The sequence below is a fragment of the Serratia sp. LACPHL-BACT-2024-00286 genome, assembly GCF_043109535.1.
GTDB lineage: Bacteria > Pseudomonadota > Gammaproteobacteria > Enterobacterales > Enterobacteriaceae > Serratia > Serratia sarumanii.
Window position 1 is genome coordinate 1 of the sequence record NZ_JBICNA010000010.1, and the last position, 15,671, is coordinate 15,671.

Annotated in this window: 8 protein-coding genes; 3 read left to right on the forward strand and 5 right to left on the reverse strand. The window is 60.1% G+C overall.

The annotated features are described in order from the left end of the window. Positions 1-340: 340 nt before the first annotated feature. The 3 genes from actP to acs form a co-directional block, all read right to left on the reverse strand. Positions 341-1,993 carry a cation/acetate symporter ActP gene (actP, locus tag ACF8MC_RS22950; protein ID WP_033649946.1) on the reverse strand — a complete coding sequence of 551 codons (1,653 nt, stop codon included), beginning with the start codon at positions 1,991-1,993 and terminating at the stop codon, positions 341-343. Then, entirely contained in the window at positions 1,990-2,301 is a 312-nt protein-coding gene (locus tag ACF8MC_RS22955; protein ID WP_004930047.1) for a DUF485 domain-containing protein, read from the reverse strand. The genes actP and ACF8MC_RS22955 overlap by 4 nt, the downstream gene beginning before the upstream one ends. A gap of 91 nt (positions 2,302-2,392) precedes the next feature. Further along, positions 2,393-4,351, reverse strand: a complete 1,959-nt coding sequence (acs, locus tag ACF8MC_RS22960) for an acetate--CoA ligase (protein WP_164105765.1) — start codon at positions 4,349-4,351, stop codon at positions 2,393-2,395. Between the two features lie 900 nt (positions 4,352-5,251). On the opposite strand from acs, the gene gltP reads away from it, so the two are divergent. Together gltP and ACF8MC_RS22970 are read left to right on the forward strand one after the other, a co-directional pair. Then, the gene (gene gltP, locus ACF8MC_RS22965) at positions 5,252-6,568 is read left to right on the forward strand and encodes a glutamate/aspartate:proton symporter GltP (RefSeq protein ID WP_015376334.1); all 1,317 of its coding nucleotides are present in this window, start codon (positions 5,252-5,254) and stop codon (positions 6,566-6,568) included. A 273-nt stretch (positions 6,569-6,841) separates the two neighbouring features. Beyond that, entirely contained in the window at positions 6,842-8,185 is a 1,344-nt protein-coding gene (locus tag ACF8MC_RS22970) for a condensation domain-containing protein (protein WP_164105766.1), read from the forward strand. A 42-nt stretch (positions 8,186-8,227) separates the two neighbouring features. Here ACF8MC_RS22970 and ACF8MC_RS22975 read toward each other — a convergent pair whose 3' ends face one another. Further along, entirely contained in the window at positions 8,228-11,323 is a 3,096-nt protein-coding gene (locus ACF8MC_RS22975) for an amino acid adenylation domain-containing protein (RefSeq protein WP_164105767.1), read from the reverse strand. Positions 11,324-11,387: 64 nt separating this feature from the next. Continuing rightward, positions 11,388-12,998 carry a condensation domain-containing protein gene (locus tag ACF8MC_RS22980; RefSeq protein WP_049213438.1) on the reverse strand — a complete coding sequence of 537 codons (1,611 nt, stop codon included), beginning with the start codon at positions 12,996-12,998 and terminating at the stop codon, positions 11,388-11,390. 534 nt (positions 12,999-13,532) lie between these two features. Between ACF8MC_RS22980 and ACF8MC_RS22985 the strand changes: the two genes are divergently transcribed. Further along, on the forward strand, positions 13,533-15,626 hold the full coding sequence (locus ACF8MC_RS22985; RefSeq protein WP_164105768.1) for a TonB-dependent receptor: 2,094 nt from the start codon (positions 13,533-13,535) through the stop codon (positions 15,624-15,626). Positions 15,627-15,671: the final 45 nt, after the last annotated feature.

The window sequence follows — 15,671 nt, forward strand, 5'->3', positions numbered from 1 at the left end:
AAAACAACAAGCCTCATGCGAAAGCATGGGGCTTTTTGTTTTGTCTGTTATCTGGCGTTCTGCACGAGCATGGGCATGCGAAAGGCCCGTCGGGAACGGGCCTTAACGCCGCTCGCGGCGGCCCCGGAGGGGAGAGTCTCAGGATGAGACGAATTGTGTAGGACACTGCCAGGCATCAAATAAAGCCGAAAGCCCTGAACTGACGTTCAGGGCTTTTTGCTATGCGTAAAACGCAAAAAAGCGCAGCTACACTGCGCTGTTTCTCCGACAAAACAGCCAGAGAAAAGGCCCCGAAGGGCCTTTGATTAGGGTGTGTTTGCTTTTTTCACTTATTATTCGGTCAATGCGAGCTGCCCTGAGAGATGCCCAACCCGGTTTGCGAACGGACAAACTGAGCCCGGAAGCGTTCCCGCTCTTGCTGCCCGGCCAGCGAGCTGTCGGTGATCGAGAATAGCCAGGTACCGACAAAGGCGACAATCATCGAGAACAGCGCCGGATATTCATAAGGGTAAATCGGTTTTTCATGGCCGAGGATCTGCACCCAGATCGTCGGGCCGAGGATCATCAGAATCACCGCCGTCAACAGGCCCAGCCAGCCGCCAATCATCGCGCCGCGAGTGGTCAAACGCGACCAGTACATCGACAGGATGATGATAGGGAAGTTACAGCTGGCGGCGATGGAGAACGCCAACCCGACCATAAAGGCGATGTTCTGCTTCTCGAACAAAATCCCCAGGGCAATGGCGACAATGCCTAGCACCACAACGGTGATCTTGGATACTCTCAGTTCGTCGCGCTCGGTTGCCTTGCCGTTTTTCATCACGCTGGCGTACAGATCGTGAGAAACGGCCGAGGCGCCGGCCAGCGTCAGGCCTGCAACGACCGCCAGAATGGTGGCGAAGGCCACCGCCGAGATAAAGCCGAGGAAGAAGTTGCCGCCAACGGCATTGGCCAGGTGGACCGCCGCCATGTTGGTGCCGCCCAGCAGCGCGCCGGTGGCGTCTTTGAAGGCCGGATTGGCGCTGACCAACAAGATGGCGCCGAAGCCGATGATAAAGGTCAGGATATAGAAGTAACCGATAAAACCGGTGGCGTAGAACACGCTCTTGCGCGCTTCTTTGGCGTCACTCACGGTGAAGAAGCGCATCAGGATGTGCGGCAGACCGGCGGTGCCGAACATCAGCGCCAGGCCGAGCGACAGCGCGGAAATCGGATCGGACACCAGGCCGCCTGGGCTCATGATGGCGATGCCTTTCGGATGCACCTTCACCGCTTCGGCGAACAGGGTGTTGAAGTCGAAGTTAACCGACTTCATCACCATCAGCGCCATAAAGCTGGCGCCGGACAGCAGCAGCACCGCCTTGATGATTTGCACCCAGGTGGTGGCCAGCATGCCGCCGAACAGCACGTACAGCACCATCAGAATGCCGACCAGGATCACCGCCACGTGGTAGTTGAGCCCGAACAGCAGCTGGATCAGCTTGCCGGCGCCGACCATCTGCGCGATCAGATACAGCGCCACCACCACCAAAGAGCCGCAGGCCGACAGGGTACGGATCGGTTTCTGTTTTAGGCGGTAAGAGGCGACATCGGCAAAGGTATAGCGGCCGAGGTTGCGCAGGCGCTCCGCGATCAGGAACAGAATGATCGGCCAGCCGATGAGGAAGCCGATGGAATAGATCAGGCCGTCATAGCCCGAGGTGTAGACCAGGGCGGAGATGCCGAGAAACGAGGCGGCAGACATGAAGTCGCCGGCGATCGCCAGCCCGTTTTGCAGGCCGGTGATGCGCCCGCCCGCGGTGTAGTAATCCTGACGGGAACGGGTGCGTTTGGACGCCCAATAGGTGATGTAGAGCGTGGCGCCGACAAACAGGATAAACATCACGATCGCCTGGATGTTCAGCGGCTGACGATGCACTTCGCCGCCGATGGCTTCGGCACAGGCCAGACCGGGCAGCAACAGCAGCGCGGTGGCAGAGAATAAGCGCTTCATTGTTTCACCTCACGCAGAATTTCTGCGGTGAGGCGATCGAACTCGCCGTTGGCGCGAAACACGTAGATCCCGGTCAAGACGAAAGAGATCACGATCAGCCCGACGCCGACCGGGATCCCGCGGGTGATGGTCGATCCGGCGGCGATCGGCGTGCCGAGCCATTGCGGATCGAAGGCGATCAACAGAATAAAGCCGACGTACAGCGCCAGCGTAATCAGCGAAAGCAGCCAGGCGAACCGGCCGCGTTTTCTCACCAGCTCTTTAAAGCGCGGGTTTTCTTCAATCCCTTGATAAATGGTGTCATTCATCAGAGTGTCTCCAGTCGGTATTGAGAGATTACGCCGCGCCAAGGCCACTCAACGGCGCGTTATCCGAATGAACGGCCTGAAGCGGCGTAAATTATGACGGCACTTTCATTGATTGTTTTTCTTCCAACAGCTTGTCGACTACGGCCGGATCCGCCAGCGTGGAGGTGTCCCCCAGGTTGCTGGTGTCGCCGGCAGCAATTTTGCGCAGGATACGCCGCATGATCTTGCCGGAGCGCGTCTTGGGCAGCGAATCTGTCCAGTGCAGCACGTCCGGCGTGGCGATCGGCCCTATCTCTTTGCGCACCCAGTTGCGCACTTCGGTATAGAGCTCCGGCGTCGGTTCTTCGCCGTGGTTCAGCGTGATGTAGGCGTAGATCGCTTGGCCTTTGATGTTATGAGGAATGCCGACCACCGCCGCTTCGGCGATTTTCGGGTGCGATACCAGCGCAGACTCGATCTCGGCGGTGCCCAGACGGTGGCCGGAGACGTTCAGCACGTCGTCGACGCGGCCGGTGATCCAGTAGTAACCGTCCTCGTCGCGACGGGCGCCGTCACCGCTGAAGTACATGCCTTTGAAGGTCGAGAAGTAGGTTTGCTCGAAGCGGTCATGATCGCCGAACAGGGTACGTGCCTGGCCCGGCCAGGAGTCGACGATCACCAGGTTGCCTTCGCAGGCGCCTTCCTGCGGCGTGCCGACGTTATCGACCAGCGCCGGCTGTACGCCGAAGAACGGCCGCGTGGCGGAACCGGCCTTCAGCTCGGTGGCGCCCGGCAGCGGGGTAATCATGAAGCCGCCGGTTTCGGTTTGCCACCAGGTGTCGACGATCGGGCACTTTGCGTTGCCTATCTTGTTGTAGTACCACTCCCAGGCTTCCGGATTGATCGGCTCGCCGACCGAGCCCATGATGCGCAGCGAATCGCGTCGGGTGCCTTCGATCGCCTTGTCGCCTTCGGCCATCAGGGCGCGAATGGCGGTTGGCGCGGTATACAGAATGTTGACCTGGTGCTTGTCGATCACCTGCGACAGGCGATTGACGCCCGGATAGTTAGGCACGCCTTCGAACATCAGCGTGGTGGCGCCGCAGGCCAGCGGACCGTACAGCAGATAGCTGTGGCCGGTAACCCAGCCCACGTCGGCGGTGCACCAGTAAATGTCGCCGTCGTGGTAGTCAAACACATATTTAAAGGTCATCGCGGCGTACACCAGGTAGCCGCCAGTGGTGTGCAGCACGCCTTTCGGTTTGCCGGTCGAGCCTGAGGTGTACAGGATAAACAGCGGATCTTCGGCGTTCACTTCTTCCGGCGGGCAGTCGGCGGAAACGCCCTGGGTCAGCTCATGCCACCACAGATCGCGCCCTTCCTGCCAGTAACCCGGTTTCCCGGTGCGTTGGAACACCACCACGTTGGCGACGCTGACCACGCTGGGATTTTTCAGCGCATCATCGACGTTCTTTTTCAGCGGCACGGCGCGGCCGGCGCGCAGGCCTTCATCGGCGGTGATCACCAGCTTGGCGTTGGAGTCGATAATGCGCCCGGCGACCGCTTCCGGCGAGAAGCCGCCGAAGATCACCGAATGAACGGCGCCGATGCGCGCACAGGCCAGCATCGCGACCGCCGCTTCCGGCACCATCGGCATATAGATAGCCACCACGTCGCCCTTTTTCACGCCGAGCTTTTTCAGCACGTTGGCGAACTGGCAGACGTCATGGTGCAACTGTTTGTAAGTCACTTTTTTGGATTGGGTCGGGTCATCGCCTTCCCAGATAATGGCGGTTTGGTCGCCGCGCTCGGCCAAATGGCGATCCAGACAGTTGGCCGCCAGGTTCAACGTGCCGTCTTCAAACCAGCGAATGCTGACGTGGCCCGGATCGAACGAGGTATTTTTAACTTTGGTATAGGGTTTGATCCAATCCAGGATTTTGCCATGCTCACCCCAGAAAGCCTCTGGGTCTTGAACCGACTGTTGATAATACTCTTGGTATTGTGCCGGATTAATCAGGGCGCGTTCTGCAATTGCAGAAGGAATAGCGTGTTTATGCAGTTGGCTCATAGCTTTTCTCCTTGAAGTTGTTAATGATATGTCAACTGAAGGTTAAGTGTAGTTTGCTACGATTCTTTGTTTCTTTTTTGCGCGGCAGATCACGCAACAAAGATATTGATTTGTAATCGTTCTGTCGCATTTGCAGGGCATATCTATCTCTTTGGTGCTTAAATCCCCATAAACCCGCATTTTTAACCAAAAACACTTATATAAAGAACAAAAAAGAATAAAAAAAGACGAGGGGAACTGCCTCGATATTAATAGATACGCGCAGGGTCATAATTATTTCTCGCTATAAATCTTTTTGGATTATTTTTCGCTATTAATATTCGAAGTTGGTATTAACACCATATAACGATGGACGACACATCGTGAAATAACGTTTTATTAACCTTAATTCCTGATGAAAGGTTGGATGATGCCTTATGGCATTTGCTCTGCGATATCGTTCGTTTTTTAATCTGAATATAAAGTGGCGCTGCATTTATGGCCGAAAGTGTCACTCGGTCAATTCTCATTTATTTGACTTTTAAGTAACAAAATATAAACATATTATGCGGATTAAATATGCAGAATGGGTGAAAAATAACGCATTTTAATGGCGTTCAAAAAATCGTCGCCGGCGTGCTTGTGTGCTTCATGGTATGAAAAATTATGTTTTTAATAACAAGCAATTATGCCTTTTGAAATAGTAACCCGAAATTTTTGTTATTCGATTCAGCGCTCAACCCTGACAAATCAAGGCTTGCAGAGCATGCCGCCCGGATGATACAGATTTATACTGCGTCGCACCCAGGGCAGGTGAACGCTTCCACTGAATTAACATAAGCCTGTAATAAATGATTAAGTATTCTTTTCGCCGTGTTGCGACTTTGTACGGCGAAAAGGGTCTTTGAGGACTTTTTGGGTATGAAAAGTGTAAAAATTAGCCTGGCTTGGCAAATCCTGATCGCGTTGGTACTGGGTATTATTGTTGGCGCGGTATTGCACAACCAGACCGAATCTCGTGAGTGGCTGGTGAGTAATATTCTCAGCCCGGCGGGCGATATCTTTATTCGTCTGATCAAGATGATTGTGGTGCCGATCGTTATTTCCACGCTGATCGTCGGTATTGCCGGCGTGGGCGATGCGAAAAAGCTGGGCCGCATCGGATTGAAAACCATTATCTACTTCGAAGTGATCACCACCGTCGCCATCGTGGTGGGGTTGACGTTGGCCAACGTATTCCAACCCGGCCACGGCATCGATATGTCGACGCTGACCACGGTGGACATTTCGCAGTATGAGAAAACCACCGAACAGGTGCAAAGCGGTTCGCACAGCCTGGTGGCGACCATTCTGTCGCTGATCCCGTCGAACGTCTTCTCGTCGATGGCCAAGGGCGACATGTTGCCGATTATCTTCTTCTCGGTGCTGTTCGGTCTGGGGCTGTCGTCGTTGCCGAAAGAGACCAAAGAACCGCTGCTGAAGGTGTTCAAGGCGGTGTCCGAAAGCATGTTCAAAGTCACCCACATGATCATGCGCTATGCGCCGATCGGGGTGTTTGGCCTAATTGCGGTCACGGTAGCCAACTTCGGTTTCGCTTCGCTGCTGCCGCTGGCCAAGCTGGTGGTGCTGGTGTACTTCGCCATCGCGTTCTTCGCCCTGGTGGTGCTGGGGGCGGTCGCCCGGCTGTGCAACCTGCGCATCTGGACGCTGATCCGCATCCTGAAAGACGAACTGATCCTGGCTTATTCCACCGCCAGCTCGGAAACGGTGCTGCCGCGCATCATCGAAAAGATGGAGGCTTACGGCGCGCCCAAGTCGATCACCAGCTTCGTGGTGCCGACCGGCTACTCCTTTAACCTGGATGGCTCGACGCTGTACCAGAGCATCGCCGCCATCTTTATCGCCCAGCTGTACGGCATCGAGCTGTCGTTGGGGCAGGAGATCGTGCTGGTGCTGACGCTGATGGTCACCTCGAAAGGGATCGCCGGCGTGCCGGGCGTCTCGTTCGTGGTGCTGCTGGCCACGCTGGGCAGCGTCGGCATTCCGCTGGAAGGCCTGGCGTTCATCGCCGGCGTGGACCGTATCCTGGATATGGCGCGCACCGCGCTGAACGTCGTGGGTAACGCGTTGGCGGTATTGGTGATCGCCAAATGGGAGCACCAGTTCGATCGCAAGAAGGCGCTGGCCTACGAAACGGAGTTTCTGGCGCAGAAGGTGAAGCCGGCCAATCAGGCCTAATCGCCGAGTCTCGCCGACGTTAAAAACGCCCCGGGCAGTTGTGCCGGGGCGTTTTGTTTTTATGGCCCTTCAACCTGCCGCTTTCTTTTCTTTGCCCTACTGCGCGACTTGCATCCCCGCTTAACAGAATCTAAAGTGTTACCAAATTAATGGAAATGATAATAGATGTTATTATCATTTTCATTTGATGATGTATGGAGACACGCAAAAGCCGTTGAACGGCGGGTTACGCCCGTTCGGCGTCTTTATTCGGGCTTATCAAAGGTAGGTAACATGTCGGACACCGCTTTGGCCTCTGAATGGTTGCCGCTGGCGCCAGCGCAGCTTGATTTCTGGGAAGAACACACCTTGCACCCCGGGCAGACCCTGTCCACCGTCGCACACTGCACCGAACTGTGCGGCGCGGTAGAGGAAGAGACGCTCTGCCGGGCGATCGCCACTACCCTCGCCGAGACGCAGGCGTTTGCCCTGCGCTTTGGTGAGCGGCGTGGCGACGCTCCTCCGCCGTTACGGCACGATCCACAGCGCATACCGCCATTACAACGCATCGATCTGCAAACGCACGGCGATCCCTGGCAGGCGGCGCAAAGCCTGATGCGCGAAGATATCGCGCAGCGCCGGGCGCTGCACAGCGAGCCGCTAGCCGCCGCCTGGCTGCTCAAGCTGGGGCCGGAGCGCTACCTCTGGTACGTGCGTGCGCACCATATTCTGGTTGATGGCTTCGGCATGGCCTTGATTGAACACCGCTGTGCCGCGTTGTATGCGCACTATCTGGGTGAAGGCAGCGCGGGTATTCCCTTAGGCGCCTTTGACGCCTTTCAACAGGCCGAGCTGGCCTACGCTGATTCTGAGCGATGCGAGCGCGATCGGCGCTTTTGGCAGAGCTATCTGCCGCCGTCGCAGGCGCTGCCGACGGTGCGCAAGGGCGGTGAGGCCTATGGCGTGCGGCGTCTAAGCTCCCACCACCGGCTGCCGGCGGCGGTATCGCAACGGCTGGCACAGCTGGCGGAACGCAGCGGCATCAATTGGCCCGACTTGCTGGTGGCGCTGTCGGCGGCCTGGCTGTTTCAGGTGATGCCGCGCGACACCCGACAAGGCGATACGCTGCCGATGTGGATGCCGGCGATGAATCGCCGCGGGCAGGCTGCCACCAACGTGCCTTCGCTGGCGGTCAACACGCTGCCGCTGCTGGTGTCGCCACCCCCGTCGGCGACGCTGGGAGATTTTCTGATGACGATGGCGCAGCAACTGCGGGAGCTGCGCAGCCACGCCGGCTACCGCCTGCGTCAACTGGCCGCCGATCGCGGCGTGGAGCCAGGCTCGCGCTTCTTTATTTCTCCTTTCATCAACGTGCAACCCTTCGATGCGCCCCGTTTTACCGGCTGCAGCGGTACTCGCCGCGTATTGGCCGGCGGTTCGGGCGACGGTTTTAATCTGACTTATCGCGGCCGCACCGACGCCCGCGATCTGCAGGTCGATATCGATATTTATCTGGAACAGTTCCCGACGGAGGATGCGCTGGACTATGGCGAGGCGCTGCAAGAGTTTCTGTTGCGCGCGCTGCAGCGGGAAGCCTGGGAACAACCGCTGGCGGCTCTGACGGCGTTGCCCGCCTGATAAAGTGCGGGCGGGGGATGTCCCCGCCCGAGTTTTATGGCATCAGTTGGCCAGCAATGCCGCCACTTCGCGCGCGTTCTTGCATGGCAGGAGCGAACTGCTTACCAGCCGGGTGCCGAAAGCGTCATTGAGGCGCTCCGCCACCTGTTTGATATGCGGCAACTTCAGCCCCATGGTGATAAACGCCGTCTCTTCCCCCCATTCCGGGCGTGGCGTTACGCCGATCGCCTGCCAGTAAATAGTCAGGATCTCTGCGCTGCGCGCCAAAGGCGCGTTCGGCGGCGGCGCCGCACAGGCGTTCAGCGCCGGCGCAGTTTGCTGGTGGCTCAGATCGGCGCGGATGCGATGACGGTCGGTTTTGCCGTTGGCGGACAGCGGCAGCGCCTCGGCATGGATAAAGCGCGTGGGAATATGGGTGCAGGGCAGATAGCCGGTGGCGAAGGCGCGGATCTCGGACAGCGGCAGCGGTTTGCCGTCGCGGGTCAGATACAGGGCGCCGAGCGCCGCTTCGTTGTTCTCTCCGCTGGGATAGTCCACCACCACCATATCCAGGATCGCCGGATGGCGGCGCAGCACATCTTCGATTTCCGGCAACGAGACGCGCACGCCGCGGATCTTCACATAGCCGTTCACCCGGGTGGCGAACATGATGTTGCCGTCCGCACGGTAGTAGCCCTGATCGCCGGTGCGGAAAGCGCGCAGCGGTTGCCCGTCCGGCCCTTCGAGGGTGACGAAGTCATGCTGCTTCAGCTCCCCCTGCTCCAGATAGCCCAACGCCAGGTTGGCCCCGGCGGTATAAATGCGGCCGACCACGCCGGCCGGGCAGTGGCTGCCGTCGTCATGGCAGATGAAGTAGCGGTTGGCCGGCAGCGGGCGGCCGTAAGGCACGGTGCCGCTCTCCTGCGGGGCGATCGGGTGCCAGATGCTCCAGATGGTGGTTTCGGTCGGCCCGCCGAGCGAGAACAGCGCGAGATCCGGGCGCAGGGTGCGCAGGGTTTGCACCGTCGCCGGCTTGATGTAGTCGCCGCCTTGCGCCACCAGGCGCAGCGAACGCAGGCTGTCGGCCGTTTTGCAGGTGAGCAGCATCTCCAGAATGGCGGGCACCGAACACCACAGGGTGACCCGGTGCTTTTCCACCAGCTGGTTCCAGCTGATGGCGTCCTTTTCCTGATGCGGCGCCGGCAGTACCAGCGTAGCGCCGGCGCCCAGCGAACCGAACAGATCGAACATCGACATGTCATGGTGCGGCGGCGTGACGGAGATGAAGACGTCGTCGGCGGTGACCGCCCAGTGTTGCTGGGTCTGGTGGACGACGTTGGCGGTGGCGCGGTTGTTGAGCACCACGCATTTGGGTTTACCGGTGGTGCCGGAGGTATACAGGTAGTAGCTCGCGGCCTGGCTGGCGCTGCGTTCCGCCAACGTCTGTTCATCCGGCAGCGCAGGCGCGCGATCCGTCGGCGCCAGCAGGGCCGCCGGCGTTACGCCGATCGGCGTCTCCAGATCGCCGCCGTGCACCACCAGCGTCGGCCGGCAGTTTTCCAGCAGGTAGGCGGTGCGCTCCGGCGGCGAGTTGATATCGACAGGCACCCAGATCACGCCCTGCAGGGCGCAGGCGAGGCTGAAGATGATCTGTTCCGGGCTGCGCGGCAGATACAGCGCCACCACGTTGCCCGGCTGCACGCCGCGGCTCTGCAGGTTGGCGATCGCCGTGGCGATCCGCTGGCCCAGTTCGCGGTAGGTCAGCGTCTGTTCGCCGCAGATCAGCGCGTTGCCGCCGTTTTGTACGCCAAACAGCCGCTCGGCCAGCTGCGCCAAATAAGGATAAGGTGCGTAATTCGCTTCGCTGTCGTTGTGGCGGTAATGAGTCAGATCGATGAAGTCCCGCGGCGCGATCGCCAGGTCGGCCCGTTGGCAGCTGTGCAGGATGCGTCGCTGCAGTGCCGCCAGCATGGCTTCTACCTGCTCGCCGTGCAGCGCCTGCTCGGCGTAGTCCACGCACAGCTGCAGGTTTTTTTCGCTGTCCAGCGTCAGGCGAATGTCGATGGCGACCTGCGGCGTTTGGGTCAGGCCGTCGTGGAAGCGCACCGGCGCCTCGGCCGGCAGCGTTTCCCAGCCCAGGCAGTTGGTCAGGATCACCGGCAGCGCCGGGCCGCCCTGGCTTTGGCCGAGCAACTGCCGCGCCAGATCGACGCCGGAAAACGTCAGGTGGTCGAGCGCGCCGAGCACGTCGTCCTGTAAGGCTTGCGCGCGTTGGATAAAGTCTTCGCCGTGGCGGGAATAGCGCACCGCCACGAAGCTGGAGGCGTTGCCCAGAGCGCCGTCGGCGGCGGGGAACGCTACCGGCACGCCGACGCACAGCTCGCCGTCGGTGGTCCAGTGGGCCAGCGTATCGAGGATCAGCGCCGACAGCAGGCTGTTGCGCAGCAGCGCATGCGGCGATCCCAGACGGGCAAGCTGTTTTATCGTATCGCGCGGCAGCGTCAGGCTGGCGCGGCGATAGCGCGATGAGGTGAGATTGGCGAGCGGGGCGCGCCACGGCAACGCCGACGGCGTGGTGACATCCTGCAGCTTTTCGCGCCAGTAGGCGGCGTCGGCCTGGCGCTGCGACGCCGATGCGGTGGGGAGCGGCAGCGCGGCGGCGGTCGGCGTCAGAGGGCGATCGTCGAACAGGCGTGCGATCACGGTGGAGATCCCTTGGCCGTCGAGGATCAAGGCATCGAAACTGGTAAAGATCAGCGTATCGTACGGCGATCCCGTCGGATCCTGCTGTTCGGCAAGTTGGATCACGGCGATGCGCCACAGCGGTTGGCTCGGATCGTGGCGCTGGTGGGAGTAACGCTCGCGCAGTTGTTCGACCTGGCGCTGCGCCGCTTCGCCATCAAGGGCGCGCAGATCGTGACGATCCAGATGCAGCGTCACCTCCGGGCGTACGTGCTGCGTGCCGCGCTGCACATCGATGCAGGTGCGCAGCGCCGGGTAGTGCTGTACCAGCTCGGTCAGGCGCGCTTCAAAGCGCGGCATATCCGGCTGCCGGGCGCGGTATTCGCGAAAGTCGTGCATCGCCACGCCGCCGAGCGGCCATCGATCGCTGCGGCCCAGAAGATAGGCCTGCTGCAGTGCGGTTAATGCTGTCTCCATGGTACTTCCCTATAGTCGCTAACCGATTAAAACGAGCCGGGCGCCGCGCGCCCGGAAACCGATCTCAGTGCTGCGGCGCCAGCGCGGCGAGCAGCGCTTTCGCATGCTTTCCTGCCACGGGCGAGCGTTGGCAGATCAGCGCCGCCAGTGCCGCAGGGGAGGAATGTGCCGCCAGATCCTGCGCCGTCAGCGCCGCCGCCAGATACTTGTTGAGCACCGTCAGCAGCGCGTTCACCCCGGCATCCGGCAAGGCCAACCGGCGGATATCGTCGTGGTCGCGCAAGCCGGCCCCGGGGGCCACCCGCGCCAGCAGCCGATGCAGCACCTGGCGCACCGGTGCCTGCTGCGCCAGCGCGTCGGGTGTGCATTGCGCCAACAGCTGCGACAGCGGGCGATCGAACGCCTCCGTTTGCCGCGCGGCCAAGTGCAGCAGCGCCCGGTAACAGGCCAGCAGGCGTGGCAGCACCTGCTCGGGGAACGCATCCAGCCGCACGTCCCAGTTGATCAGAATGCCGTCGTCGACGTGGGCGACCTGCGCATCCAGCGCCACCTGCGGCCCCTGAGAGATGACCCAGCCGAGATGGCCGAAGGTGTCGGTGACCCGTTCGGAAAACAGCGTCTTGCCGCGGATGCCAAAACCGGCGGTAAACACCACCGGCGAAGGCTGCAGGCTGCCGTGCAGGCGCGACAGATCGCGCATCACGCTGACGCCGGGGTAATCCGCATGCTCGATCAGCTCCGCCAGCTGCGTCATCAGGCGCCGGCAGAAGGCGCTCAGATTTTCCGTCGGGTTCAGCTCCACGCCGAGCAGCACCAGGTTAGAGAAATCGCCGATGAGGCGATGCGCGTCCTCCCGTTCGCTCTCGCGGTGGAACAGCGGCACGTTGAGCCGGAAACGCGTCATATTCCAACCCTGGCCGACGGCCAGCGCGAACAGCGCTAAAAACAGCGTCGAGAGCGAGGTGTGGTGCCGTTTGGCGACGTCCTCCAGTGCGCGGCTTTCTTCCGCATTCAGCTGTATGGCCAGGCGATCGCTGCGGCAGCGGTCCGGCATGCGCAGCAGGCGCGGCGCCGGTGGCACCTGCGCCAGGCGCTCACGCCACCAACGCTGGCCGCGTTCGCGCCGCTGGCGCAGCGCCTCGTCGGCGTCGCGTTGTTCGAGGTGATCGAAGTAGGCCGGCGGCGCGTCATGGGAGGGGGCCGGTGGGCACTGGTGATAAAACGCCGTCAGATCTTCCATCAACAGGCGAAAGCTCATGGCATCGCCGGCGATCATATCGAGATCGACATGCAGGCGGCTGCGCCCTTCCGGCAACAGGCTCAGGCTGATATCGCAGGGCACGCCCTGTTCCAGCGGCAGCAGCTGGGTACTTTTTGCCTGGCGTTTGGCGGCGAGCGCGGCTGCCAGCGTCGCTGTATCGGCGTGCCGCCAGTCGTCGAGATGCAAGGTGTGCCGGGGGCCGGGAGGCGCGATCGTCTGCCGGCCATCATCGGTAATGCGCAGGCGCAACAGCGGATGATGCAGGTACAGCGCATCAACGGCCTGGCGTAGTCGGGCGAGATCCAGCTCGCCGCCGTCGAATTCCGCATACAGGTGGGCGGCCATGCCGCCGAGGGGAGGAGCGGACTGTCGGCCTACCCAATAGGCGGCCTGCATCGTGGTCAAAGCTTTCATCGGGTATCCATTTTGATTCAGCCAACGAGACTGCAAGAATATATCCAAATGTTAATAGGAATGAAAATTATTATTATTTAATCCATTTGGCGCGAAGGTGCTATTTATAAGGGGTTTTAGCGATGCCGGGCAGGTAGGGCTTTGGAGGTGAATAATTTATCTATATTATTCTTAGCATTGAAATGATTGCTTGTTATTGCAGCGCTTGTTTTACCTGCAAAAATATAAGGCTTTCTGGCTGTTTCCGTGCTCGGCTCCTCATCTTTGTTGATAATGATTTGCATTAGAAAATGCAAAATATTATCATTCTTAACACTCTTTTACGTTTTTATACAAGCTGCCGGCCGCTTCGCCGGCGGCTTGGCCGTGGACGGGGCCGCGCTCGTTTGGCCGCGAAAAACATGGGTTTGCCGCAGGGATAAGCAACAGCAAGGCCGGGAAGGCCGCAGCGTCATGGTCTGTGTGAGTGTCGATGTAGGTTGTGTAAAAAAAATCAAATTTTGTGCACCTCTGGGATGAAAGGAGAAGACATCTATGGGCAAGCATTTTGCGGCTCAACGGCATGAAAGCGTAGGAAACGGGGAAAAAGCGGGGATGAAAGCCATTGGGGCGTTTTCCTCCGTATTTTTAGGGGTTTGTTCACTGGCGATCGGTAACGTCAACGCGGCGGAAACGAAGAGCAACGAAACCTACCAGGACGCGGAAACGCTGCTGGTTACCGGTGAGAAGGTCAAACGTTCTATTTTCGACACCAGTTCCAGCGTGCAGGTGTTCGACAGCAACCGCATTGCATCGATGCCCGACGCAGTGCAGATCCCCGATCTGCTGCGCATGACCCCCAACGTGGTGGATCTGGGCATCGGCAACGAACTTCCGACCGTGCGCGGTATCGACGGTTCCGGTCCGAACGTCGGCGCCAACGCCTTCCTCAGCGGCACCCGCCCGCGCCTCAACCTGTCGTTGGACGGCCGTTCGCTGACCTATAACGAACAGGCGTTCGGCCCGCAGTCGCTGTGGGATCTGGATCGCGTCGAAGTGTTCCTCGGCCCGCAAAGCTACATTCAGGGGCGCAACGCCATCGCCGGCGCCATCGTCATGGCCAGTAAAGATCCGACCTTCGAGTGGGAAAGCGCCTTCAAGGGCGGCGCCGGCAACCAACACTCTTCGCAACTGGCCGCCATGGCGTCCGGCCCGCTGGTGGAAGATCAGCTGGCGTTCCGCGTGAGCGTCGATCGCCAGCGCCGCCGCAGCGAGGCCGATCTGCCGGCCTATGCGCCGGTGGGCGATCCGCGCGAAGTGGAAGCCACCACCGCCCGCGCCAAGCTGTTGTTCAATCCGGCCGGCTTGCGCGATCTGACTACCAAACTGACCTTTAACCATTTCGGCAGCACCGCACCACAGAACGAAAGCCTCAACCCGCAGCCGCACCCAACCAATCCGCGCCACGATCCGCGCCGCGCCGTGTTCAAAAGCAACATGAACAGCACCATCTGGGATCTGGCCTGGGAGGCCTCCGATGCGCTGACGTTGGAAAACCGCGTTATCTATACCGATTTCAACATCAACCGTCCTACCGCTTACAACATCCAATACGCCGAGATTGACGGCCAGGAAGTTCACGTAGAGCCGGTGGTGCGCTTCGGCGGCGCGGACAGTCGCCTGCACGGGCTGGCTGGGCTGCGTTACTTCCACGGTACGCAGGATGAGTTCGTCAACATCTTCGGCGGATCGACCTTCAAGGATAAAACCGATACCCATTCGGCGTTCGCTGAGCTGACCTATGCGCTGACGCCGCAGGTGGACGTGACCGCCGCCAGCCGTCTGGAACGCGAACACCGCCGCCGCGACGGCGGCAGTCAGGCGGTGCGTATCGACTTCGATGAAACCTACACCGTGTTCCTGCCGAAGCTGGACGTGGCCTGGAAACCGACGGATACCCAAACCTACGGCGCCAAGATCGCGCGCGGCTATAACGCCGGCGGCGGCGGTATCACGATCGGCACGCCGGTGGTCAGCTATACCTACGGTTCCGAGTATGTGTGGAACTATGAGCTGTACACCCGCCATCGCCTGAAAGACGCCAACGTGGTGCTGACGGGTAACATCTTCTACAACGATTACAAAGACATGCAGCTGCCGTACTCGTTGGGTGAGAACTCCAGCGTGATCCGCAACGCCGACAAGGTGGAAACCTACGGCGCGGAAATCGGCGCCACCTGGCAGCCGCGTTGGGACTTTGAGCTGTTCGGCAACCTCGGCCTGCTGAAAACCGACATCAAGAAATTCTCGGGCAGCGGCGTGGAAGGGCATGAGCTGGCGCGCGCACCGGCTTACACCGCCAATATGGGCGCCAAATATCAGTTCCTGAAAGGGTGGGAGCTGAGCAGCAACGTGGCGTTCTCGGACTCCTATTACTCGGCGTATGACAACGATTCGCGCGGGCGTATCGGCTCCTATTGGACGGCCAACGCCCAGCTGGCTTACACCTTCGACTACGGCCGCGCCACGCTGTATGCGAAAAACCTGTTTGATTCCGACCGCCGCGAGATGGTCAGAAGTAATGACATCTACACGGCGACCCTGCAGCGAGGCCGCCTGGTCGGCGCGGCGGTTGAGCTGAATTTCTAACGCTATCGCGATGACGGGGGACGAATGTCCCCCGTTTTATGCGCT